Annotated in this window: 19 protein-coding genes; 11 read left to right on the top strand and 8 right to left on the bottom strand. The window is 62.1% G+C overall.

From position 1 onward, the window contains the following. Positions 1-4 precede the first annotated feature (4 nt). From ACKUTP_RS01325 to ACKUTP_RS01305, 5 genes are all read right to left on the bottom strand, one after another. A complete protein-coding gene (locus ACKUTP_RS01325) occupies positions 5-1,939 on the bottom strand; it encodes a Stp1/IreP family PP2C-type Ser/Thr phosphatase (RefSeq protein WP_409063373.1) in 1,935 nt (644 codons plus the stop codon). Then, the gene (locus ACKUTP_RS01320; protein WP_006235180.1) at positions 1,936-2,352 is read right to left on the bottom strand and encodes an FHA domain-containing protein; all 417 of its coding nucleotides are present in this window, start codon (positions 2,350-2,352) and stop codon (positions 1,936-1,938) included. The genes ACKUTP_RS01325 and ACKUTP_RS01320 overlap by 4 nt, the downstream gene beginning before the upstream one ends. Positions 2,353-2,358: 6 nt before the next feature. Beyond that, entirely contained in the window at positions 2,359-3,372 is a 1,014-nt protein-coding gene (locus tag ACKUTP_RS01315) for an FhaA domain-containing protein (RefSeq protein WP_409063372.1), read from the bottom strand. After that, positions 3,369-5,222 carry a serine/threonine-protein kinase gene (locus ACKUTP_RS01310; RefSeq protein WP_409063371.1) on the bottom strand — a complete coding sequence of 618 codons (1,854 nt, stop codon included), beginning with the start codon at positions 5,220-5,222 and terminating at the stop codon, positions 3,369-3,371. The genes ACKUTP_RS01315 and ACKUTP_RS01310 overlap by 4 nt, the downstream gene beginning before the upstream one ends. 144 nt (positions 5,223-5,366) lie before the next feature. Further along, a complete protein-coding gene (locus ACKUTP_RS01305; RefSeq protein ID WP_409063370.1) occupies positions 5,367-6,083 on the bottom strand; it encodes a hypothetical protein in 717 nt (238 codons plus the stop codon). 116 nt (positions 6,084-6,199) lie between these two features. Between ACKUTP_RS01305 and dnaX the strand changes: the two genes are divergently transcribed. Genes dnaX through ACKUTP_RS01290 form a run of 3 tightly spaced genes read left to right on the top strand, consistent with a single transcriptional unit; the run spans position 6,200 to position 9,260 of the window. Continuing rightward, the gene (gene dnaX, locus ACKUTP_RS01300; RefSeq protein ID WP_409063369.1) at positions 6,200-8,680 is read left to right on the top strand and encodes a DNA polymerase III subunit gamma/tau; all 2,481 of its coding nucleotides are present in this window, start codon (positions 6,200-6,202) and stop codon (positions 8,678-8,680) included. Between the two features lie 54 nt (positions 8,681-8,734). Then, positions 8,735-8,995 carry a hypothetical protein gene (locus ACKUTP_RS01295; protein WP_099432547.1) on the top strand — a complete coding sequence of 87 codons (261 nt, stop codon included), beginning with the start codon at positions 8,735-8,737 and terminating at the stop codon, positions 8,993-8,995. Then, the gene (locus tag ACKUTP_RS01290) at positions 8,988-9,260 is read left to right on the top strand and encodes a DUF4160 domain-containing protein (RefSeq protein ID WP_099432548.1); all 273 of its coding nucleotides are present in this window, start codon (positions 8,988-8,990) and stop codon (positions 9,258-9,260) included. Before ACKUTP_RS01295 ends, ACKUTP_RS01290 begins: the two co-directional genes overlap by 8 nt. On the opposite strand, the gene ACKUTP_RS01285 is transcribed toward ACKUTP_RS01290, so the two are convergent. Then, on the bottom strand, positions 9,251-9,760 hold the full coding sequence (locus tag ACKUTP_RS01285) for a hypothetical protein (protein WP_409063368.1): 510 nt from the start codon (positions 9,758-9,760) through the stop codon (positions 9,251-9,253). The two genes, ACKUTP_RS01290 and ACKUTP_RS01285, sit on opposite strands and share 10 nt — an antisense overlap. Before the next feature lie 339 nt (positions 9,761-10,099). Between ACKUTP_RS01285 and ACKUTP_RS01280 the strand changes: the two genes are divergently transcribed. The 6 genes from ACKUTP_RS01280 to nifJ all read left to right on the top strand — a co-directional run bounded on the left by ACKUTP_RS01280 (position 10,100) and on the right by nifJ (position 18,981). Next, positions 10,100-10,420, top strand: a complete 321-nt coding sequence (locus ACKUTP_RS01280; RefSeq protein WP_006235174.1) for a YbaB/EbfC family nucleoid-associated protein — start codon at positions 10,100-10,102, stop codon at positions 10,418-10,420. Positions 10,421-10,433: 13 nt separating this feature from the next. Next, positions 10,434-11,030: a recombination mediator RecR gene (gene recR / locus ACKUTP_RS01275; protein ID WP_006235173.1), complete on the top strand. Its 597-nt coding sequence runs from the start codon at positions 10,434-10,436 to the stop codon at positions 11,028-11,030. A gap of 245 nt (positions 11,031-11,275) precedes the next feature. Next, positions 11,276-12,181 carry a hypothetical protein gene (locus ACKUTP_RS01270; RefSeq protein WP_409063367.1) on the top strand — a complete coding sequence of 302 codons (906 nt, stop codon included), beginning with the start codon at positions 11,276-11,278 and terminating at the stop codon, positions 12,179-12,181. After that, the gene (locus tag ACKUTP_RS01265; protein WP_409063366.1) at positions 12,178-14,019 is read left to right on the top strand and encodes a serine/threonine protein kinase; all 1,842 of its coding nucleotides are present in this window, start codon (positions 12,178-12,180) and stop codon (positions 14,017-14,019) included. The genes ACKUTP_RS01270 and ACKUTP_RS01265 overlap by 4 nt, the downstream gene beginning before the upstream one ends. 39 nt (positions 14,020-14,058) lie before the next feature. Then, positions 14,059-14,961 (top strand): FHA domain-containing protein, encoded by a 903-nt coding sequence (locus ACKUTP_RS01260; RefSeq protein WP_409063365.1) that lies wholly within the window; start codon positions 14,059-14,061, stop codon positions 14,959-14,961. A gap of 480 nt (positions 14,962-15,441) precedes the next feature. Continuing rightward, entirely contained in the window at positions 15,442-18,981 is a 3,540-nt protein-coding gene (gene nifJ / locus ACKUTP_RS01255; RefSeq protein ID WP_409063364.1) for a pyruvate:ferredoxin (flavodoxin) oxidoreductase, read from the top strand. A 277-nt stretch (positions 18,982-19,258) separates the two neighbouring features. Here the strand turns inward: nifJ and ACKUTP_RS01250 are convergent, their stop codons facing one another. Further along, positions 19,259-20,620, bottom strand: coding sequence for an ATP-binding protein (locus tag ACKUTP_RS01250; RefSeq protein WP_161160074.1), 1,362 nt, complete (start codon positions 20,618-20,620; stop codon positions 19,259-19,261). Between the two features lie 41 nt (positions 20,621-20,661). Continuing rightward, complete coding sequence (locus ACKUTP_RS01245; RefSeq protein ID WP_161160075.1) at positions 20,662-20,877, bottom strand: hypothetical protein; 216 nt, start codon at positions 20,875-20,877, stop codon at positions 20,662-20,664. 435 nt (positions 20,878-21,312) lie between these two features. Here ACKUTP_RS01245 and arcC point away from each other — a divergent pair, with 435 nt between their 5' ends. Together arcC and ACKUTP_RS01235 are read left to right on the top strand one after the other, a co-directional pair. Then, positions 21,313-22,275, top strand: coding sequence for a carbamate kinase (arcC, locus tag ACKUTP_RS01240; protein ID WP_006235166.1), 963 nt, complete (start codon positions 21,313-21,315; stop codon positions 22,273-22,275). A gap of 433 nt (positions 22,276-22,708) precedes the next feature. After that, positions 22,709-24,604, top strand: a complete 1,896-nt coding sequence (locus ACKUTP_RS01235) for a BglG family transcription antiterminator (RefSeq protein WP_409063363.1) — start codon at positions 22,709-22,711, stop codon at positions 24,602-24,604. Positions 24,605-24,608: the final 4 nt, after the last annotated feature.

Here is a 24,608-nt window from a genome sequence, read left to right as displayed (position 1 = left end):
CTTTCTAATTCTTATCGGAGGCTTCGGCCTCGGCGGACTGTTCGGCGGTTTTCTCGGAATCTGATTCGGAGGTCGATCCCTGATTGGTGTTGTCGCGAATCGTTTGCGCGTCGATCACCTGGCGGGTCTGCTCCTCGTCGATCTGGTGGCGGTACTTGGATATCGTGTCCTGCGCATCGTCGACACTTGTTTGCGGAATACCCGCCTTGAGGCGGTTTTGCGTGTCTTCGGGCAGGTCGGACAGCTTGATGCTGGTTTCGCTTTCGAGCCAGTGGAGCTTGAGTCCGAGTGGCTTGCCGGGCAGGCCGCGCCAGACGGCGACATTGCCCTGGTAGGTACCCAGGTAGTACGAGCCGGTGACACCCGTGTAGGCCCAGATGCCAGCTGCCAGCACAAAGACGAGGGCCAGGATGGCGGCGATAGTAACGTTGCGGCGACGCACGCGTTGCGCCTCGCGCATGACGCCATCGTCAACCAGGTCAACGACTACTACGGTCACGTTGTCGTGGCCGCCGGCGGCAAGCGCCGCGTCCACCAGGTTGTCGACGCAGATTTGCGCGGTTGAGGACTGCGTGGCGATGTTCTCGATATCGCTATCGGGAATCATGCTCGAAAGGCCGTCGGAGCACAGGATCAGGCGGTCGCCTTCCTCGATATGCAGAGTGAAGTGGTCGGCATACATGGCGGGGTCCGAGCCCAGCGCGCGGGTGATGACCGAACGGTTGGGGTGGACGCGAGCCTCGTCTGCCGTGATCTCGCCGGCGTCCACGAGCTCCTCCACGTAGGAGTGGTCGCGGGTCACGCGGATGAGCGTGCCCTCGTGGAGCAGGTAGGCGCGAGAGTCACCCACGTGGGCGATGGCGAGCGTGTCGTTTTCGATATAGGCGCAAGTGGCTGTGCAGCCCATGCCGGGCTTGCCCAGGCCATTCAGGGCCGCCTCGATTACGGCGGCGTTGGCTGCCTCGACGGCTGCGGCCAGGCGTGCTGCGTCGGCGGACTGTGGGGCCGTCTTGGCAATAGTCTCGACGGCGATGGAAGAGGCCACCTCGCCGGCAGCGTGACCACCCATGCCGTCGCATACGCAAAAGAGCGGCGACTGCACCAGGTAGGAATCCTCGTTGTGCGGGCGCACGCAGCCAACGTCGGAGCGGGCGCCCCACATGAGTTGCGTGGTGGTGCCAGCATCATAGGTCGAGTCGGTCTCGATGCGCTCCTCGGTTAGGGGTTCAAAGCTCATGGTCGAGCCGGGGTCTTTGAGCTTGGCCTCAATGGCGGCAACGTCGATTTCGGCGGTGTCACCGGGAGAGACGGTGTCGGTCACGGCGTTTGATTCGGAATCGCCAGTGTCCGGGGAGTCGGGCTCCTCGGAAACGCGGGCGGTCGACTCGTCGTCTTGCGGGCTGACGTCTATAGACTCGGGCGTCGCAAAGTGCGACGGCGCGGGCGTGTTTTTCGACTGGGCGGCGGGCTCGGCCGCGGCATCGGACTCGCTTGCGGGCGCAGGCTGCGGGGACTTGGGTGCAGGGCCGTCCTCGGGGGATGGCCCTGCCTCGGGCGCCGGCGTAGACGCGGGCGCAACCTCGGATGCCGGGGCTATGGGAAACGCCGGCGCGGCGGGCTCGGGTGCCGCAAACACTGCAGCGCTCTCGTTGATTGCCGCGGCGACGGGCTCTGCAAAGTGAGCCGGCGCCGGGGTTGCTTCGGGCGCTGTGGGCTGTTCCGCAGCATGTGCGCCGATGGGCGCCGCTACGGCATCCTCTTCGTCCTCGTTATCGGCGAGATCTGAAATATCATGCGTTACATGCGAAAGAGGCAGGGAGAACACGGTGTCCTCGGGCTCCACGGGTGCGGAGCCCGCCGGAGCGGCATGGGCCGGCGCAGCTGTGGCGGCGGCCGGTGCCTCGGTCATAGTTGCGGACTTGTTCTCCTCGTCGATCATCGACGGTTCACCTTCATGACCACGTCGCCAATCTGGACTTCGTCGCCCTCACGCAGCGTCGCGGGCTCCACGAGCTGGCGGCCGTTGACGAGCGTGCCGTTAAGCGAGTTGAGGTCCTCGATGATGAGCGCCGGGCCCTGCAGCGAAAAGCGCGCATGCGAGGCCGAGACGAACGGTTCGTTGATGCAGATGTCCGAAGATGGCGAGCGACCGACGATGACGGGGCCAAGCATGTCTACGTGGATGCCGCGGATACCGCGCGGACCCTTGTCCACATCAATCGTCCAGATAGCCGAGTCGCGGCGCTGCCCGCGCACAAGTCCCACGCCGGTCTTCATGACGGCGAACAGGAAGATATAGAGCAGGGCGACCAGGACGATGCGGCCTGCAAAAAGGACGATATCGATGTTCATAAGCGACTATCCCCTAAATTCAAAGGTACTCAGGCCAAACGTCAGCAGATCGCCGTTGCGCAGCGGGCAGCGCGTAATGCGGCGGTTGTTGACGAGCGTGCCGTTGGTGGAATTGAGGTCCTCGATCGACCAATCCGAGCCCGTAAAGGTGAGCTGGGCGTGGCGGCGCGACACGTTGGGGTCGCGCAGGGCAATGTCGGAAACTGAGCGCTCGCGACCGATGGTCACCTGTGCGGAGGTGATGCTATGGCTCTCGCCGCTCACGACATCGACGAGCTGGGCGAGCGGGCGCTGCGGGGCGCGAGTGCTCGCCATGTTGGAGGCGATGCCGGCTGCGGCGCCTAGGCCCACGGCGGCACCGGTCGCGGCGGCTCCGCCCATGCCGGCAAGCGCGTCGCGCGAGACGGTCTGCGGCACCGGGATGGGTGCGGCGGCGGGGTCGGGGACGCTAGGCGCGAAGGGATCTGCCACGGCAAGCGGGTCGGCAGCGGCGGCGCGAGGCGTCGGCTGCTGCTGGGGCATGGCGGCGGGGCGCTGCTGCTGCGGGGCAGCAAACTGCTGCTGGCCGGCGCGCGGGGCGCTGGCGGCACGGCTTGCCGCGGAGTTGTTCTGGCCCAGGCCGTTTTGATAGGCGCGCTCTTCTTCGTACAGGCGGCCGAGCGTGGGGGCATCGACGTTCTCGGCAAAGACCGAGAACTTGCCGGCGCGCAGCTGCGGATCGATCATAAAGCGCACGAGGGGCTCGCCGACAAAGACATAGCGGCGCTTTTCGGCCTGCGCCTTCACAAACTCGCGGACCTCGCGTGAAAGCTCGGGGTAGAACGGGGCGAGCATGGGATCGTCGTCGGCGGCGATAAGGATGGTATAGAGTGCCGGCGCCGTGTTGACGCCGTTAATCACCAGAGTCTGATCCTCCATGTCGCGAGCGGCCTGCTTGGCAAGCTTCTTAAAGGAGAACGGGGCACGGGTGGCACCGAAGATGCCGGCCACGTGGTCCTCGAAGATGTTCAGGAAGTTCACGAAAGATCACTCTCCGTATAGGTTCTTTGGTATCCGAGCAAATATAGGCATATCCCAACGATTATAGAGGATAGGGTTCCCGCAACCGCCGCCTTGGCGATGACCGCGGCTGCAAGGCTGGCAATTTCCATATGGTGTGCAAGACAGGACGCCGCTGCGCAGCCGATGCCGGTGACAGCGATGGCGGCGATTGCGGCAAGGTTTGAGCCCTGATCGGCACGCTTGGCATGGGCATTGAGCAGCGCGGATGACGCTGCGGCAGTTGCCGCGACCAGCACAAAGGCAGCCCAAAGGAGCGGGTCTCCCAGCGCTGCGGCAACGTTACCGAGCCCCAGCACGCCTCCGGCTGAAAGCGCGACCGTGGCCAGACGGGCAAAAAGCGCGCCCATGCCCGTTGCCACGGCGGCGCTTGCCGGGCCGTGCCAAAATGACGCGACGCCGGCGGCGACCCCAGCTGCCAGGAAGGTATTGCCGGTCAGACAGCCAAGCGCGAGTGCACAGGTGAGTGCGGCGCTCGCGGCGGCCTCGGTACGGCCCCAGGCGATCCACCAACCGGACATGGCGGCGGCAAAGATCACCGCGACGGGCAACATCGACAGGATGCCCTGTGCCTGCATGGTGGCGTTGGCCATGAGCACCAAAAAGCCCACAGCCGAGATGGCCGAGCCAATCTGGGGGGCCAGGCCAGCCGCCGCTCCGATCGCGATGGCCGCAATGACCAGGCCGGGAAGCGCCGCGACCCCGGCCGTTTGCATCAGCAAAAAGCTAAAGGTGCCGCACGTTAGTGCCGAGATAGTGCGCATGGTGTAGTCGCGCGCATGGCTCCAGCGCGTGCCCGCCCAGCCGAGTGCGGGGTCGACCTCGATGGCGTCGTCCTCGTAGTGCGACGGCTCGATATCGTCGAGCTCCCGCTCGTCATCCGAAAGCTCGCCAACCATTTGCTCCAGGCTGCGACGGCCCACGCGTACGCTGCCCAGACCGGCAAGGAGCTGGTCGCAAAATGCCTCGATGCTGTTAGGGCGGTCCTGCGGCATGGGGGAGAGCGCGCTCATGAGCGCGCTCTCGGCTCCCGGGGGAAAGTGTGGTATCAGCTCGCTGGGATAGGTGGCGCCGCCGATGATGCGGTCGAGCGAGTCAGCGGGCGTGGCCGCCATAAAGGGAGCGCTGCCGCACAGGCCCTCATAGATAACGCAGGCGAGGGCAAAGACATCGGCGCGTTCGTCGACCGTGCCGGTCTCGATATCGAGCTGCTCGGGCGGCATGTAGCCGATGGTGCCACCGCGCGAGCCGCCAAAGCCACCGGCGGACGACAGTCGCGCCATGCCAAAGTCGGTGAGCTTTACATTGCCCGAGTGGTCGATGAGCACGTTGGCGGGCTTAATGTCCAGGTGGAGTACGCCATTGCTATGGGCGAAGGTGAGCGCCTGGCCCAGGGCATCGGCAATGGCCGCGGCCTCGTCAAAGGTAAGTGAGTGGCCGTCCACGCGATGCAAAAACTCGGCCAGCGACATGCCATCGACATATTCCATAACTAGGTAGGCATAGGCTGTGTCGTGCGTAAAGTCGATAACCTGCACGATATTGGGATGTTGAAGCATAGCGGCGGTGTGCGCCTCGCGCAGGACATCCATGATGTCGCTGGCGGGCATGCCGGCACCGTTGATAAGGGGGATGCGTTTAATGGCGACGCGGCGGCGCAGGTGCGTGTCGCGGCAGATCTCGATGGAGCCAAAACCGCCGGTCGCAAGTGTCTCGAGCGGCTGGTACCGCTTGAGCAGCTCGCGAGAGCTGGTGCCCTCCAAAGGAACGTCCGGCGAGAACCGGGCGGTATGTTGCGAGAAAAGCGGCATGGCCAACCCTCGTGCGTTTAAAGTTCGTTTGCGAGTGGCGGGCGCGGAGCCGAGCCGTTCGCGGTGGCATAGATGCTGCTAGTGTAGCACGCTCGGGTGCATGGGGAGGATAGCGGGATACGAGGCTGCCTGTCTGGCTTGGCCTTAGCGCTTCTTCTTGTTCTTCTTCTGCTTGCGCTGCTTGCCCTTGGTCTCCTGGGGCTTGTCGCCCTGCTTGGCCTCGGCGGCGGCCTTCTCGGCCTTCATCTTCTTGCGTTTGGTCTCGATGCGGAGTTTTTTGTTGATGCGTGCCTTAAGGAAGGTGCCAAACTGCTCGGCATCGCCGCGAACAAAGGTGTCCTTAGGGATCGTCACGCCCTGGTCGGCGAACATGGCCACAAAGATGCGCTCGCCGTCGAGTACGTGGTCGAGCTTCTCAAACGGGAAGAACTGCGACTTGCCGCTCTTGCCCCAAACCATCAGGCCGTCCTCGTTGGCGGCGACGCGGCGATAGCGGCCGCCCATGGACTCGTCGGCCTCGACGGCGTCGATAAAGTCGCGGGCGAGGGTGTGGTGCAGGTTTTTGCTCCACCAGGCCAAAAAGGCGCCGAATACGACCAAGACGACGCCAAACTTGATCCAGTTGCCGCCGGCCACCAGCATGCCGATGCCGATGAGCGCGGCAATTGCCGCGGCGACATACAGCGAGCCGCGACGCCTGGGCGAGGCGACCAGGCGGGCGAAGTCGGTGACCAGGTCGTTTTCGTACTGGTACTCGTTGAGGTACAGGATGCCGTCGTCGGCTGCGGCCTGCTCCTCGAGCGCGACCTCGACCTGGTCGGCTGCTTCGGAGGGAACGAGGTTGCTCTCTGCGTCTGCCATGCTCTTTGGACTCCTATCGCGGCGGGCTCGCCGTACGGGTTATTATGGAATGCAGTATGCCGTGCGACCGCATGGCCGCCGCGGCAACAAGACTCAGTATACCCGGGGGAGCACCCATGGAATCGTTGTACCGAAAGTATCGCCCGCTCACCTTTGACTCCGTGGTGGGCCAGCAGCATATCGTCTCGACGCTCGAGCACGCCATCACCGAGGGGCGCCTGTCCCACGCCTACCTGTTCTGCGGACCGCGCGGCACGGGCAAGACTACCATGGCGCGCATTCTGGCCAAGGCGCTGCTGTGCCGCAATGCCGAGGCGGCGCGCGCCGAGGGTGCAAGCGGCTGCATGCCCGACGGTACTTGCGAGGAGTGTGAGCTCATTGCCGAGGGTAACCACCCCGATGTTTACGAGCTCGATGCCGCCTCCCGCACGGGCGTGGACAATGTGCGCGAGGAAATTATCAACTCCGTCAACTTTGCCCCGGTGCGTGGCAAGTACAAGATTTATATCATCGACGAGGTCCACATGCTCACGACGGCGGCGTTCAACGCGCTGCTCAAGACGCTTGAGGAGCCGCCGGCGCACGTGATCTTTGTGCTGTGCACCACCGACCCGCAAAAGATTCTGGAGACCATCCTCTCGCGCTGCCAGCGTTTCGATTTCCATCGCATCGGCAACGAGGATATTGAGCATCGCCTGGCATACGTGTGCGAGCAGGAGGGCTTCGATTACGACGACGAGGCGCTGGCTATCGTGGCGCGTCATGCCAAGGGCGGCATGCGCGACGCGTTGTCCACGCTGGAGCAGCTGAGCGTCTTTGGCAACGGTTCTGTGCATGCGGACGACGCCCGCTCGCTTTTGGGCGAGGTTTCGGACCAGATTCTGGGCGAGTTTTCCCGCGCCATTGCCGATCGCGATGTTGCCGAGCTCTATGGACTGATCCGTGCGCAGGTCGAGGAAGGAAACGACCTGCTGGAGCTGACGCGCGACCTGGTGGCGCATGTGCGTGACGTGTACGTTGCCTGCGTTGCCGGTGCCCGTGCCGAGCTGTTTGAGGGCGGCTCCGAGCAGGCCGAGGCGCTTGCTGCCGAGGTCGCTGCCTTTGGCGAGCATCCTGCCGACCGCCTGGCCCGTGTGCTGACAGTGCTCGACGATGCCGCACTGGAGATGAGGGGCGCGAGTGACGTGCGCCTGGTGCTCGAGATTGCCTGCACGCGTCTGGCACGTCCCGAGGCTGATTTAACGATTGAGGCATTGGCCGAGCGCGTGGCGCGTCTGGAGGCCATGGTTGCCAACGGCGCCGTGCCGGCGAGCGTGGCTGCTGCTCAGGCCGCCGCGCCTGCAGCATCCGTACCCGCTGCTGCCCAACAGCCGACGCTCATTTCGGGCGCTCGTGCGGCCGCTCCGGCGGCATCCGCTGCCCCCGCTGCTACGTCCGCGCGCCAGGGCGGTATGCCTTGGGACCGTGGTACTGCCGCTCCGGCGGCTCAGCCTGTGCCCCGTTCTGCGTCCGTGTCAGCTTCCAAGCCTGCGGCGCCTGCGCCTCAGCCTGCGCCGGCTCCGACGCCTCAGCCCGTTGCGGCCCCCGCGCCTGCCACCGCTCCGGCACCTAAGCCCCAGTCCAACAATGCCGCCCAGGTTGCCGCCGCCGGTGCTGCCGAGACCCCCGCGGTTGAGGACGCCGGCGAGCTCCAGCGCAAATGGGCCGAGGTCGTCGAGCGCGTCAAGGCTCGTCAGGCCTCCTACGCAGGGCTTTTGCTCAACGCCCGCGCCACGGCCGACGACGGCTCCAAGCTCACGGTCTCGTTCCCCGCGGGTTCGACTTTTGCCATTAAGATGCTCGGTCGCGCCGATACGCAGTCGGTGGTCCTGCCGACGGTTTGCGCGGTCTTCGGTCGTCGTACCGTCGACTATGTCCTGGATGGGGGTGGCACGCCGGCTCCTCAACATGAGGAGCATTCTCCATCTGCACGGGCTGCGGCATCTGCGGACCCGCAACCCGTGTCCTCGGCGGCCCCTGTATCCTCGAGCGCCGGCGCGTCGCAGCAGCAAGCGGCACCGGTGGCGGCATCGACCCCGTCGGCGCCTAAGCCCGCGGCGCCCAAACCGGCCGCTCCGACACCCGCGCCCAAGCCCGTCTCGCCCGCGCCCAAGTCGTCTGACCTGGGCAAAGCCCCCTGGCTACGCTCCGACAACCCCGCCGGTGCTCCTGCCACGGGTAGGCTCCCGACCGAGCCCGCACCCCGTGCGCCCGAGCGCTCGGCTGCCCCCAAGGCTCAGCCTGTCGCGCAGTCCGCGCCGCGGGAATCCGAGCAGGTGCCCTACGACGACGCCATGGTCGGCGGCTTTGCCGGCGATGCGAGCGGGGACGATCTTCCTCCGTTCGACGTGCCGGGTGCGACGCCCGCGCCCAAGTCCGCTGTAACTGCCCCCAAAGAGGAGGACGCTCCTGCAGCTCCCTGGGAGTCCAACCCCGGCGCCGGCAGCCCCTTCGGCCACCAGGGCGCAGCCCCGAGCATCCCGCAGACCGAGGACGAGGCCAAAGACCTCATCCGCAGCGTCTTCGGTCAGGCCACCATCTTCAAGCCGGTGGAGTAGCTGCGTGGGCGGGTATACTGCTCAAGAAGAGAACCCTTTGAACGGAGCGAGCTTATGATGTGGGAATATGTCCGCCTTGAGGACGATACGCAGGTTTCGTATTCCGAAGTCCGGGAGGACAACACGGTGAAGGTTGTTGTGGAGCGCCCGCGCGATTGGGGTTTTGACACGGCGGAGTGTATCTTGCCGGCATTCAATTGGGTGTCACACGAGGGCTTTAGCGAAGCGGACCTCAAAGAACTCGATGATTTCGTGCGTAACAATGCCCCGCTCATCCTGCGTTTTGCCTACGAAGGCGGACGAGTCTATGCCTAGCCTGTTTCGACTCGGGCCGTACATCATCTTCTTCTGGACGGGGGAGAACGGCGAACCTGTCCATGTTCACGTTGCGGTCAAGCGCCCCACTGCCGAGGCAACCAAGATATGGCTTACCCGCTCCGGCGGATGCAAGCTGGCCCATAACAAGGGCGATATTCCTGCTCGGGATTTACGCGATATCATGCAGTTTGTTTCATCTAACCATGCGCTGATTTGCAAACGTTGGAAAGAAACAACTGGCGGGCTATCGTTCTACTGTTGAGAGTTGCTCGCCGGGCTTAGGATCCCCAGCTCTTCAGGGGTTTTGCCCGGGCGCATCTGTATTTCGGACATGTGCAACGTGGCGCCGCGTATATCGCATTCGAGCAGACAGGTGCGTGACGGTCGGCCTAGGATGCTGAGGTCGATACGATACGTCGCATGGCTGTCCGTGTACTCGACTTGCTCGGCGTTGAGGGTTGCTCCGATTGCCGAATAAACGCCTGGCTCAGCATCGACAATCTTGAAGTCCTTTATCTTGACCTTGAACTCTTGGTAGAGGGACGGGCTGTTGTAGTAAACGGTTCGGGTTCCGTCGGTGCACTTATCGGTCGTCTCCCATTTGACGATGGGCTGGTCCGAGCTGGCTATCAGCAGTTCTGCTCCAAAGGCTATAGCATGGGTGATGACAACCAGCAATGCCCAGCCGACAAAGAGATAGAGAACCACATATGCAACGGGGTGTTTTGAGCGGATGTTTTGGAGCGCGTCGGGGGCGTTCATGGGGCACCTCCAAATTGCTGTCTATGGCAATCAAATTATACCCCGCCGTCATGCGTGCCGCCTCGAGTAGTGGCTCGGCATTTAGCCATTTAGTGGTACGCATTAAATGTCGGATTCCGGCTCTACGAGATTTAGCTTTAAATATTATGCAGATGCGAATTATTCAACTTTGCATAATCTTGGGGGCGCATCACGCTCCAGGACATGTATATCGACTGAGGTAGCGTGTCCGCCCCGCTCGCTGGCCTCGCGCCGTGGTACGATTTTTGAGTTTGAAAGTCCCGCCGTGCTCCGGCTGCCCTTGCGGCTCGGCGTGCGGCCGCACGTAAAGGAGCCATCATGGCCGGTATGAACATGCAGCAGATGATGAAGCAGGCTCGCAAGATGCAGGAGCAGCTTGCCGCCGCGCAGGAGAACCTCAAGTCCCAGACCGTCGACGCCTCTGCCGGCGGCGGCATGGTCAAGGTGACCGTTAACGGCGAGATGGAGCTCGTCAACCTCACCATCGATCCCGATGCCCTCGATCCCGAGGACGTCGATATGCTGCAGGATATGATCATGGCTGCCGTCAACGAGGCCGTCCGCGGCGTCAACGAGCTCGCCAACAAGCAGATGGGCGCCATCACCGGCGGCCTCAACATCCCGGGCATGCCGTTCTAAGACACGCATATATATGAGTGCGAATCACAGTCTGCAAAAACTGCTCGATGAGCTGGGCCGTCTGCCGGGCATTGGTCCCAAGTCGGCCCAGCGCATCGCCTATTACCTGTTGGAGGCCGACGCCGAGGAGGCCCGCCGCCTGGCCGAGGCCATCCTGGAGGTCAAGCAGGAGGTCCACTTTTGCAGCCGCTGCTTTAACTACGCCACGGCCGACGAGTGCTCCATCTGCCAGGACCCGATGCGCGACACCACCCGCATCTGCGTGGTGGGCGAGCCGCGCGACGTCCAGGCGATCGAGCGCACGGGCAGCTACCACGGCCTCTACCATGTATTGGGCGGCGTGATCAGTCCCATGGACAAGATTGGTCCCGAGCAGTTGCACATCCGCGAGCTGCTGGCGCGTCTGGGCCACGAGGATATCCATGAGGTCATCATCGCCACCAACCCCAACATCGAGGGCGAGACCACGGCGAGCTACCTGGCCCGCACTATCAAGCCGCTGGGCGTCGAGGTGTCGCGTCTGGCGAGCGGCCTGCCCGTGGGCGGCGACCTGGAGTATGCCGACGAGCTTACGCTTGGCCGCGCCATCGAGGCCCGTCGCGCGATTTAGGTGGCGAGCCTGCTCCTGCCGCATGTTTTCCTCGCGACGCACGGGGTAGCCATAATTTTCCCGTGCGACTGTGAGTTTGTTGTGCAACAAAGATGCTTCGTATCCGCTTATCGCATGGATGCTTCCGCTCGCATCCTTAATTTGCCCATTCGTTGCGCAACCTTTTGGGTTCGCTGATACACTCAAATATGGATTCGAATGAATGCGCCGCTTCTGAGCGGCGTGTTTTTGTTGGAGGAGAACGCATGCGGCCCGGTGGCACTCAGACAAAGCGCGGCGCCGCGGTGCGCATGCGACGCCGACTGGGCTTGGCACCGCGGGCGTACGCACTGCTATCGTGCTCGCTGGTGCTGGTCATAGCTGGCGTTTCGGCCTATGGCATGACCGTGCCGTCCATGATGCAGGCGCATGCCGCACGCGAACCGCGCGTGGGGCATGAGGTCAAAAGTGATTTGGGCACCACGACTGGATATGCTTGGGCAAGTGTGGTCGCGCATATTGTGTTTGGCACCGACGATGCGGACGGCGCCGAGGCCCCGGACAACGAAGTCACGCTTGCCAACGGCAAAACCATCGTGCTCACCAACACCAAGATCATCGATCGGTTGTCCAACAATAGCGTGGCGGCAACGGTGAATAAGGTCGAGCAGCAGAAGGAGCAGGACGCCCAGCAGTCCGGAAAGCCCGGTAGCTCGGATACTTCTGGCTCCGGCTCGGATTCGTCGAGTTCGGGCGGCGGCTCTGGGTCGGGTTCCTCTACCGGAGGGTCTGGAAATGGCGGCTCGACGAGCGGCAACACTGACAACGAGGCAAACTCCGGTGGCCTTTCCGCTGCTGAGGAAGAGAGCATTCACAGTTGGCTTGTGACCAAGTACAACATGCTCGACGGCTATGTTTCTCGTGCCAATGACGTGGTCTCGACCTATAACTCTACGGGCGATCCCAGGCCGTGCGACAGCCTGGTCGGGGAGATGTTTGTCATTCGAGCCGAGTTCGGTCGTCAGACATTCTCGCCCCGGTCAAAGTGGTATCAGCAGTATGCCAATCTGTGGGGCTGTTACACCAACCTATGTCAATGGGTCGGCCATTACGGCGATGATGACGTCGCGCTCGGTAACTTCAACAATAACGTGGCGGCGCTTGCCCTATGATGACCGATCTTGCATCCACCACACCACAATCGCTCGGTCGCGATCCGATGGTCGGCCTGCGCCTGGCGCGCGTCGACGGGTTTGAGCCGGCCGTCGCCCTGGGCACGGACGAGCTTCCCGCCTACCTGCGCCGTTTTACGATGCTGTTTGCCGATGACGCCACCATGCGCCGCGGCGGTATCGGCCGTGTGACGCGTGCCGTCAACGCGCAGGGCGAGGCCGTGGCGCTCAAGCAGCTCATCTTGCCAACACGCGACGAATTTGATGACGATGTCGCCCACGAGGCACTGGTCGCCAAGTTCAAGGCGGCGTTTCGCGAGGAATATGAATGCCATCGTGCCCTTTCGGGCCTTAAGGGCTTTCCCCGCTTATACGGGTGGGGCGAGGTCGACGGCGTGCCCGCGATTGTCATGGAGTGGGTCGAGGGCGAGACGCTCGCTCGCCTGCGCCCGCGCCTTGCCGTGGACGACGCCGGCCGCCTGTCACCGCTCGTGGCGGCGCGCCTGGGTCGCGACCTGTTCGATCTGCTCTGCCGCATGAGCTTGGTGGGCGAGGGTTTTGTCCACCGCGATATCTCGCCCGCTAATATCATGGTGCGCACGGCGCGCCTGCCGCTCGACCGACAGCTTGCCGAGGGCACCTTCGACCTGTGCTTGATCGATTTTGGCTCGTCGCTGGCGCTCGAGCCCGCCTCTGCGGTGGCCGGCACCGGCGGCAAGGCGTCGTTTACCGAGCGCTATGCCACGCTGCGCCGTGCGACGGTTACCTACGCCCCGCCCGAGATGCTCACCGACGATATCCCCGACTTACGCACGCTCCGCATGTCGCCGGCAATCGATGTCTATGCAGCGGCGAGTACGGTCTACGAGCTCATTGCCGGTGTCGCGCCGTACGAAGTAGCGCCGGGCGCGTCGGGTACTTCGGGCTCGCGCAAAAGGACGCGCGATATCGCCAGCCCCTCTCGCCTCAAGATGGATACGCTGCCCGATTATCCCGTCGGCGCCCACGCACCCGGCTGCGACTTGACGCAACTGCTGCGACGCGAGCCCGATGTGGCACTTGCCGCGGCCGAACAGGCTCAGCAGCTGGGGCTCGATCCAAATTCCGAGGATCTGCGCGATGCACTGGCGTTTGTCGACGCTCAGCTGTTCGATGTGGTGATGGCCTGCCTGTCCTGCCATCAGGAAGATCGCCCCGAGCCGGCTGCGGTGGAGGCGGCGCTCTCGGCATTTTGCGACCACTATGCGCAAAATGTCGCCCGCTCGCTTCGCGCCGAGCCGCTCATGCCGTGCCCGATGGAGGTATCGGGGCACGCAGCCCGGCGTGCGGCGATGGTTGGTGCGACGGCGGCATGCGGCGTGCTTTGGGCTGTGGTCGTGGTATCAGCGGCGCTGTTGGCGTCGGGCGCCCATGTGACGCTCGTCGTGGGACCGCTTATGTGGTCTGGGAGGCTGCCGGCCATTATCGCCGCGCTGGCGTTGGCGCTGCCGGGCGTGGTGGGCATTGCTGCCGGAGCCTTGGCGCGCAATCGCCGCGCGGGGTTCCTGCAGGGCGTGTTGGCCCTTTCCGCCTGCGAGGTTCCGGCTCTGGTCGCACTCGCATGTGCCGTGTTTTCCCAGCATGCCGTGGCGGGTGGCCTGGTGGCCGCCATAATTGCAACCTATGCGCTCACGTGGTTTTTGCTGGCGATGGGGTTTGCCTTTGAGCTTCCCGTCGTGTCAGCACGACGTGCGAAAATTCCCATGGCGACGCCGCTTGCCGGCGGAGCCGCGGCTGCCCGCGCCTTTGGCGGGCCGGCCGAAGCATCCGACACTATCTCTGCGACCAAGGAGGGCTAAGCCATGGCTTCTTAAGCTGAGCTCACCCCGTGCGGGGCAATGTTTGACATCTTTAAGCGCGCAGCGCACCTGAGCCATATCGAACTGTGCGGCCTGGTGCTCTCGAGCCGCCCGCTCGCCGACGGCCGTAGTCCGCAGAGCCGTGCCGCCGATCGCTCCTGGGTTTCGCGCTTTATCGTGCGCGCGCCGGTCGGCACGCTGCAGGAACGTTATTTTGCCGATTACGGCACCTCGACCGCGCGCATTATGTCGCAGCTGGCCCTGCGCCGTCGCAATCCCATGGACGCCGCGGCCGTGACCAATATGGTGTGCGGCCCCGCTGGCGAGCCCATGGTGCGGGCACTCGAGGAATGCCATCAGGACACGAATCTCTATCGCAATGCGCTCGAGCGCCTGTCACAGGCGGCTGAGCTCATGCCCGCCGAACGTGCCGAGGCCATCCTGGTGCTGTTTGTCGCCGTGGGTTGCTCGGCAGATGTCCGCTCGTCGGTGACCTATGCCATCGACTACGCTCATGCGACCTGTGGCGGCGCCACGTCGACGCCGCGCTCGCTGAGCACATCTTCGGTCGCGGGCGAGCGCGAGGTCGCGCCGGCGCATCCGCTGGGACTGCTGCGCGTGCAAAACGGCTACGTGGTGAGCGCCCCGCGCTGGATTCAGCCGAGTGAGGAAGGCGTCGAGATCGGCGCACTGGCAACGGGGGAGGGCGACATCACCGATGTCGGTGACGACGTCTCGGCCCGCCATGCCCATATCTGGTGCGACGATTCTGGCACATGGTTTGTCGAGGACCTGTCGTCCACGAACGGCACCGTTGTGGTAAACGGGGCCACGAGTGTGTGTGTTCAAGTAGAGCCTGGCCGCTCCGCCCAGCTCAACCCCGGCGACGAGCTCAAACTCGGCGAATCCACCACCTACGCCATCCTCCTCGGCGCCCTCTAGCTCATCCCCCCCAATGAGTTGCGGTGAAATAGGGACTGATTAAGGCCGTTAACAGCAAAAACAGTCCCTATTTCACCGCAACTACTGTGGGGTTCCAGGGGACTGTGTCCGTCGGTGCCGGGCGCACAATAGTCACCCGAGGTAAACCTTTACCGGCCACCTATATTTGCCGAAATATGGCTTGACGGCGGGGTACAATAAGCCCGCATGCGGATTTCCGTTGCGGGCGCTTCCCATCGCCGGGGCGTGCCCGGGAGCATCCGGCATGCGGCCTTTGCGGCGCTCGGTCATGTGCAAGACGGGTAGCTGGGCCTGTGGAGCGCGTGCAGCCCTCCTCGCCTTGGCATGCCTTCTCTCCACGCCATGTACCTGCTGCTGAGTCCGCCTGCCAGATGATTGGAAGCAACAACGAAAATCCCATCACGCCAATATCCCGGCGATCGCCGGGGCCTGTATACCTATATGAGAGGAGAGGGGTATATGGCGCGTAAGTTTAAGTCTATGGACGGCAACGAGGCGGCCGCATATGTTTCGTATGCGTACACCGAGGTAGCGGGAATTTATCCCATTACGCCGTCCAGCCCGATGGCCGACCATGTCGACCAGTGGGCGGCCCAGGGTCGCAAGAACATCTTCGGCACCCCGGTCAAGGTCGTCGAGATGGAGTCCGAGGCAGGTGCAGCCGGTACCGTTCACGGTTCGCTGGGCGCCGGTGCTCTGACCACCACCTACACGGCTTCTCAGGGCCTGCTCCTGATGATCCCGAACATGTACAAGATCGCAGGCGAGCAGCTCCCGGGCGTTTTCCACGTCTCCGCGCGTTGCGTCGCTTCGCACGCCCTGAACATCTTTGGCGATCACTCCGACGTCATGGCCTGTCGCCAGACCGGTTTCGCCATGCTCGCCGAGGGCAACGTCCAGGAGGTCATGGACCTCTCGCCGGTGGCTCACCTTGCCGCCATCGAGGGTAAGACCCCGTTCCTTAACTTCTTCGACGGTTTCCGCACCAGCCACGAGATCCAGAAGGTCGCCATGTGGGACTACAAGGATCTGGCCGAGATGTGCGACATGGACGCTGTCCAGGCTTTCCGCGATCACGCGCTCAACCCTGAGCACCCGCATACCCGCGGTAGCCACGAGAACGGCGACATCTTCTTCCAGAACCGCGAGGCCTGCAACAAGGTCTACGACGAGCTTCCCGCCGTCGTCGAGGGCTACATGAAGAAGATCAACGAGAAGCTCGGCACCGATTACGGCCTGTTCAACTACTACGGCGCTCCCGATGCTGATCGCGTCGTCGTGTGCATGGGCTCCTTCTGCGACGTGCTCGAGGAAGTCATCGACTACCTCAACGCTCACGGCGAGAAGGTCGGCCTGGTCAAGGTTCGCCTGTTCCGTCCGTTCTCCATCAAGCACTTTGTCGACGTTCTCCCCGAGACCGTCAAGAAGATTGCCGTTATGGACCGCACCAAGGAGCCGGGTTCCATCGGCGAGCCGCTCTACCAGGACGTTGTCTCCGCTCTCTACGAGGCCGGCAAGACGGGCATCAAGGTCGTCGGCGGCCGTTACGGCCTGGGCAGCAAGGACACGCCTCCCGCGTCCGCGTTCGCTGTCTTCGAGGAGCTCAAGAAGGACGAGCCCAAGCGCGAGTTCACCATCGGCATCGTCGATGACGTGACCAACCTGAGCCTGCCCGAGGCCGAGGATGCGCCCAACACCGCAGCCCCCGGCACCATCGAGTGCAAGTTCTGGGGTCTGGGTGGCGACGGTACCGTCGGCGCCAACAAGAACTCGATCAAGATCATCGGCGACCACACCGACAAGTACGTCCAGGCCTACTTCCAGTACGACTCCAAGAAGACCGGCGGCGTCACCGTTTCGCACCTGCGCTTTGGTGATTCTCCGATCCGTTCGCCGTACTACGTGACCAAGGCCGACTTTGTCGCTTGCCATAACCCCAGCTACATCGTCAAGGGCTTCAAGATGGTCCGCGACGTCAAGCCGGGTGGCACCTTCCTGGTCAACTGTCAGTGGAGCGACGAGGAGTTCGCCGAGCACATGCCCGCCGTGGCCAAGCGCTACATCGCGAACAACAACGTCAACGTCTACCTGATCGACGCTATCGACCTGGCTGCCAAGGTCGGCATGGGCAAGCGCACCAACACGGTGCTCCAGTCCGCCTTCTTCGCGCTGGCCAAGGTCCTGCCCGCCGAGGACGCCCTGCAGTACATGAAGGACGCGGCCACCAAGTCCTACATGAAGAAGGGTCAGGCCATCGTCGACGCCAACCATAAGGCCATCGATGCCGGCGCTACCGCCTTCCGTAAGTTCGAGGTTCCGGCCGACTGGGCAACCGCCGAGGATGCCGCTCCCGTCGAGCTCTCCGAGGAGACCAAGTCCGCCATCGCCCAGCAGGTCAAGAACCTGCTCGAGCCCATCGATCGCATGGATGGCGACAGCCTGCCCGTTTCCGCCTTCGTCGGTTGCGCCGACGGCCAGTTTGAGCTGGGCGCCTCCGCATACGAGAAGCGCGGCGTCGCCGTGGTCGTTCCCCACTGGGACGAGACCAAGTGCATCCAGTGCAACCAGTGCGCCTATGTGTGCCCGCATGCCACCATCCGTCCGTTCGCGATGACCGAGGACGAGGCTGCCGCCGCGCCCGAGGCTACCCGCACGCTCGACGCCATGGGCCCCAAGGCCAAGGGCATGAAGTTCACCATGGCCGTGTCCCCGCTCGACTGCATGGGCTGCACCAACTGCGTCAAGGTCTGCCCCAAGGGCGCCCTCGAGATGGTTCCCACCGAGCAGGAGATGGACCAGCAGCCCGTTTGGGACTACATGGTCGAGAACGTCTCCGAGAAGAAGGAGCTCATCGCGGCCAACGTCAAGGGCAGCCAGTTTAAGCAGCCCTACCTGGAGTTCTCCGGCTCCTGCGCCGGCTGCGCCGAGACCGCCTATGCACGTCTGGTGACCCAGGTCGCCGGCGACCGCATGTTCATCTCCAACGCCACCGGCTGCTCCTCCATTTGGGGCAACCCCGCTGCCACCGCTCCTTACTGCAAGGACAAGGACGGTCACGGCCCGGCGTGGAACAACTCCCTGTTCGAGGACAATGCCGAGCACGGTCTGGGCATGGCCGTCGGTTACGAGGCCGTCCAGAAGAAGCTGATCGCCGCTACCCAGGACATCATCGCTGCCGATGGTCCGTCCGATGAGCTCAAGGCTGCCGGCCAGGCTTGGATCGACTCCGTCAACGACGCCGAGGCCTCCAAGACCGCTGCCGCTGCCTACGTTGCCGAGCTCGAGAAGTGCGGCTGCGACGCTTCCAAGGCGATTCTCGCCGACAAGGCTTACCTCACCAAGAAGTCCTTCTGGATCTTCGGCGGCGACGGTTGGGCCTACGACATCGGCTTCGGTGGCCTGGATCACGTCCTGGCTTCCGGCCACAACGTCAACGTCTTCGTCTTCGACACCGAGGTTTACTCCAACACCGGTGGTCAGGCCTCCAAGGCCTCGAACCTGGGCCAGGTCGCTCAGTTCGCCGCTGCCGGTAAGGTGACCAAGAAGAAGTCCCTGGCCGAGATTGCCATGAGCTACGGTTACGTCTACGTGGCACAGGTCGCCATGGGCGCCAACCCGGCTCAGACCCTCAAGGCTATTCACGAGGCCGAGGCCTACGACGGCCCGTCCCTCATCATCGGCTACAGCCCCTGCGAGATGCACTCCATCAAGAAGGGCGGCATGCAGAACTGCCAGGCCGAGATGAAGAAGGCTGTCGAGTGCGGTTACTGGAACCTCTTCCGCTTCAACCCCGAGGCTGCTGCCGGCAAGAAGTTCTCGCTCGATTCCAAGGAGCCCGCGGGCGGTTATCAGGAGTTCCTGATGAACGAGGCCCGTTACGCTTCGCTGACGCGTTCCTTCCCCGAGCGCGCCGAGGAGCTCTTCAAGGAGAACGAGCAGGCCGCTATGGACCGCTACGCTCACCTGCTGAAGCTCAAGACGGTGTACAACGAGGCCTAGGTCTCCCACCGCAGGATCTGAGGGCTGACCTTCGCGGACGTCCTCGGACATGAAAGAACCCCCGCTGCGCACTACGTGCGGCGGGGGTTCTTTCGTCCTGCGGAGTGTCCGCGAAGGTCAGCCCTCAGATCCTGCTACGACTACGTCCTCGGATTGTGGGGCTGCATGAGGGACGTGGTTGTGGGGGCCTTTTGTCCCCGTCGCTGTTTCGCGGCGCGGCCGCGAAACCACGCGTTACTTTGGTTATGGAGGGGGCTTGGTTGTTGGTTCAGATGATCTAGAGAGATATGGGTGCAAATGAGAAATCGTTGTTGGGGTCGTCCTTTTCCATAAACTCATCGAGGCAGAATGTCATATAGATTGGAACGTACAGGATCTTGCCCTCTTCGCTAAGGTTTTCGTGGCTCAGCACAACGGCCTCGGGAATCTTGTACTCGCCCACACTCATCAGGCGATCGAGGGCCGCATGTGCTCGAACTTTCTTGCCCGATTTGACTTCGATTGGGACAACATGTCCTCGGGCGCCTTCGATTACAAAGTCGACTTCACCGACCTCACGTGTTTGGTAGTACCACGTATCTGCTCCGAGGGCAACAAGCTCCTGCGCGACCACGTTTTCATAGAGACCGCCGAGGTTGGGGGTTTTCATATCTAGATATACAGCGCGTGCCGTGCTACCGGGATATCGCGATGCGAGCATTCCTGTATCGGACTCGTATAGTTTGAAGGCGGCTGCCTTCTCTGTCCTCTTAAGAGGACTTCGGGCCTCCGTCACCTGGGGGACCATCAATCCAACGCCTGCGTTCACCAGCCATAGGAAATCCTGCTCGTATTTTTGAAGACGAGCTCCCTCGCCTAGAGACGAGACGATAAAGCGATGGGACTCCGCCTCAAGCTGAACGGGAATTTGCTCGAAAATGGAGCGAACGTTAAACGCTCGAGTCGATGCATATTTAGAGATATCGCTTTTGTACTGATCGACTAGCTGAATTTGAAGCTCACGCGTTCTCACGAGCGAATAGCCCGAATCGATATAGTTCTGAACGACCTCTGGCATGCCGCCGCAAACGATATAGGCTCTAAAGTTTTTGAGCATCGCCTCATGAATATAGTTTTCGACGGGACGTCTCTCGACAAGGCAGCTGCGAATGTCTGCAAGCACATTCTCGCTGATGCTGTTTGCCCAACAGAACTCTTCAAAATCCATCGGTCGCATAACAATGTGCTCGACATACCCCACCGGAAAAGAAGAGATCCCCTTAAACTCAGTCCCAAGCATAGACCCCGAGAAGACATAGCTAAAGCGTCCGTCCTCGACCAGCGCCTTCATAAGTGTAACGATCTGCGGATACTCCTGAATCTCATCGACGAAGATAAGCGTGTCTCCTTCAACAAGCGGTGCATCCGCAAGAAGGGCCACACGGTTGATGAAGTCAATGGAGTTCTTAGCGCCAACAAGTACGTCTCTTGCCTCGGCATCGAGTAGCAGATTGACCTCATAATACGAAGCGTAGTTGCTCTTTCCAAACGCGCGAATTGCATAGCTCTTGCCAATCTGACGCGCGCCAGTAACAAGCAACGCTTTATTGGATTTGTTCTTCCAGCTCAAAAGCCTGTCAGTGACCTTACGGCGTAGCATTAAAACCCCTCAATGACAAAAATTGGCAAATAGATTTGACCCTAATCATACAAAAATTGGCAGATAGATTTGACCCAAATCATACAAAAATTGGCAAATAGCAAAGCTCGCTTAGGCCTCAAAGCCAGCGAGCCAGCACGGTACTTTGCGAAAAGGCTGGCGGCGCCGTTGTTGAGGGTGGCCAGGTTGGCAGTGGCGCCGTTAGCGTTCTCGGCTGCTTGGGCGCGCAGGAGCGAAAGGGCGTCGGCAGCGTTCATGCAGAAGCCGACGGTAAAGTTCCATACTGCGAACTCGCAGTCGCTTGCCGCGGGGTGAAGCGCGATCGGCTATCCCTTATGTTGGATGAAAAGCCCCATGTTTTTGCAGGGATGCATACTCGTCAAATTAATGTATAGAATCGCGTATAGTGCGAGTAAGATATTGCGCTGTCCGTTTTGTGTTTAGCAAAGATATAGTTTGCATAATCTGGTCTAATCCCTGCTCTATTTAAATAAAGTTGCACGTAAATGGCGTAGATATACCTGAACTGGGCTTCTTTACGCTGAGCGGGTAAAATCGACCGTTCGCCGCTTAGGTATTTTCAAAATGAATAAAATGAGCGATAAAGAGAATATAAACCCTAATAAACTCGCGTATCGCACGGACGCGGGTTATTAATGGGTTGTAGGCCTTTTACAGAAAGGATTCCAGCAATGTCTAAGCCTCTTGGCAAGCCCGATCGTATTGTCGTCGCCCTCGGCGGCAACGCCCTCGGCAACAACCCCGTCGAGCAGATCGAGGCCGTGAGCAACACCGCCCACGCTCTCCTCGGCCTCATCGAGCAGGGCAACGAGATCATCATCACCCACGGCAACGGCCCGCAGGTCGGCATGATCCAGAACGCCTTCGCCGCCGCCCACGACGCCATCGGCACCCCCGAGATGCCGCTGCCCGAGTGCGGCGCCATGTCCCAGGGCTACATCGGCTATCACCTGCAGCAGGGCATCGGCCGCGAGATGCACAAGCGCTACAAGCGTTGGCACGCCGCCACCGTCGTCACCCAGATCGAGTGCGATCCCGACGATCCCGCGTTCAAGAACCCGACCAAGCCGATCGGCCCCTTCTACACCGAGGAGCAGGCCAAGGAGTTCATGGCCGAGGATCCCTCCAAGGTCTTCGTCGAGGATTCCGGCCGCGGCTGGCGTCGCGTCGTCGCCTCCCCCGATCCCAAGAAGATCGTCGAGGCCGACTCCATCCTCAACCTGCTCGACAACGAGTTCATCGTCATCGCCTGCGGTGGCGGCGGCATCCCCGTCGTCCGCGACTACGAGAACAAGGGCTGCTACAAGGGCGTTCCCGCCGTCATCGACAAGGACCTGGGCGGCGAGCTGCTGGCCGAGGACTGCGACGCCGACGTCCTGTTCCTGCTGACCGCCGTCGAGCACGTCGCCATCAACTTTGGCAAGCCCAACCAGGAGGAGCTCGAGGACCTCACCGCCGACGAGGCCGAGCGCCTGGCCGACGAGGGTCAGTTCGGCAAGGGTTCCATGGAGCCCAAGGTCCGCGCCGCCATCAAGTTCGCCCGCTCCCGCAAGGGCCGCACCTGCATCATCGGCGCCCTGGACAAGGCCGCCGAGACCATGGCCGGCCTCTCCGGCACCCGCATCCACGAGTAGCCCCTACTCCGTTGCCTCTCCCGTGGGCGCCAGGCAAAGCGCCCACAAACTAGCCTCTCTTCATGAGCCCCGCGGTCCGCTCCGACTGCGGGGCTTTTGCTATTCACCTAGTCATTGGGGACAAACCCGGCACTTGGGGACGGTCCTTTCCTGCCGGCAGCTTGGGACAGTCCTTAATAGTCATTGGGGACGTTCTTAAACGACTAGCCAAACAAGAACGTCCCCAACGACTACTCATTTAAGTCTGTCCCCAATGACTGCCCAATGGCTGGGAAGGCGCATCCCACACCGACGCATTGCCTTCGGGCCCTCTCCCCAGGCTCTCCATAGCTCAGCTGGACTCCCCGCAACCTGTTCCGAGTTGGCGGAACGAGCGCGACGTGGAGTGTCATTCTTTACCGCGTTAGACTAGACGCAGGGAAAGGAGGAGGACATGGATGCTCGCGTCAAGCAGCTTGTAAATATGATCGAGGACGCTCAGCCTGTCGCTGTCGCGGTACTTGCCAAGCGTCTCGAGGTAAGCGAGCGCGCCGTGAGAAACTATATCCATCGCGCAAACGACAACCTTGCAGGGGTTGCACGCATCGTTGGCAGCAAGGGGCAGTATCGTATCGATGTTGCACGTGCAGATGAGCTTGCTCGCTTGCTAGACGGTGCGGCTCTGGCCCATCCGGGCATTCCTGATACGCGCGACGGCCGTGTGTCCTTCCTTCTTAACGACCTCCTCATGCGGTCCCAGTGGGTGACGATTGAGGAGTATGCGGATTTACTCTACGTTTCGGCGCGAACTCTGTCCAATGACATGCGTCTGGTAGAGCAGAAACTCGCCCAATTTGACTTAACGCTCGAAAAGCGCCCACGCTACGGAATCCGCGTTGCGGGCGGGGAGTCGCAGCGGCGCCTGTGCCTGGCCTCGCTGGTGAGGCCCGTGTTGCCCGACACCGACGATGCAAAGCTCGCCGAGCGCCTGCGGGCCATCGCCGCATGTGTGGACGATGCTCTGACGGCCTCGCCCGTCACGGTGAGCTCGCTGGCATCCCGCAATCTCATCATGCATCTTTACATTGCTCTTGGCCGCATCGAGCAGGGCTGCTATGTCCCAGCTGCAGAATCGGACGTTCAAAAACTGGAGGGAACGCGCGAATACGCCGCGGCTTTCCAGATTGCCGCAAACATCAAGGATGCCCTGGGCGTGAGCATGCCCCGAGAAGAGGTTGCCTTTATCGCAATCCATTTGCTCGGCAGGGGCACGGGCGTGCCCGAGAAGGGCTCTGCCGTTATCTCGGACGAGATGTGGGAGATTGCTTCCGAGATGGTACGTGCGGTCAACGATGAGTTTAGGTTTGACTTTAGCGGCGATCTTGAACTTCGCATGAACCTTGCTCGGCATATCGGCCCTCTGGGCTATCGCCTTGAATATCACATGCATATGGATAACCCCATGCTGTCCGATATCAAGACGAGGTTTCCGTTGGCCTATTCGATGGCAGCTGGCACCTCGCAGGTACTCGAGCGTCATTTTGGCAGCCAGCCCTCTGATGAAGAGCTCGGCTACATCGCCATGGCATTTGCCCTGGCCCTCGAGCAGCAAGCCGACCAGCCGCGTCGCAAACGCATCCTGATCGTGTGCGCCTCGGGAGCGGGAAGCGCCCGTATGCTCGAGCACCAGTACCGCAAGCAGTTTGGCATGTATATCGATTCGATTGAGACATGCGATGTCGCCCGCGTGGGAACGTTCGATTTTTCGCATATCGACTACGTGTTCACAACGGTGCCGCTCAACGTCAAGTTGCCCGTGCCCGTCCGCGAGGCCGATTTCTTCTTGGAGACGAGCGATGTCAACGCTATCCGCAAGGTGCTGAGCGACGACACTGCGCAATCGGACTCCGTGAGCTCTTTCTTTAGCCGTGCCCTGTTCTTCAACCGCGTTGAGGCGTCGTCGAAGCAGGCCGTTCTCCGATATCTCTCCGAGCGCGCCGTCGAGAGCGGCCGTGTCGATGCCCAGTTTGCCCAAGAGGTCGCCGAGCGCGAGAGCGCGAGCGCCACCTCGTTTGGCAATGGGGTAGCCATGCCCCATGGGATGCATCCCTTGAGCGCCGAGGCCTTTGTTACCGTGGGCCTGCTCGAACATCCCATTCTTTGGGACGAATACGGCCATGAGGTCGATATCGTCTTTATGGTCTCGTTTGCCCGGTCGGGCGGCGATGAGGCGCTGATCTTGAGCTCACTGCTCGCCGAGATCTTTATGGACCGCCAGGGGGTCGAGCGCCTACGCGAGCGCCGGTCCTGGCATGAGCTGATGGCGCTTGTGCAAGCGCATACGGCTTAAGACT

Origin of the sequence: Collinsella sp. wc0529 (assembly GCF_046116875.1) — a bacterium.
Classification (GTDB): domain Bacteria; phylum Actinomycetota; class Coriobacteriia; order Coriobacteriales; family Coriobacteriaceae; genus Collinsella.
This window is presented reverse-complemented; position numbering and strand designations above follow the sequence as displayed.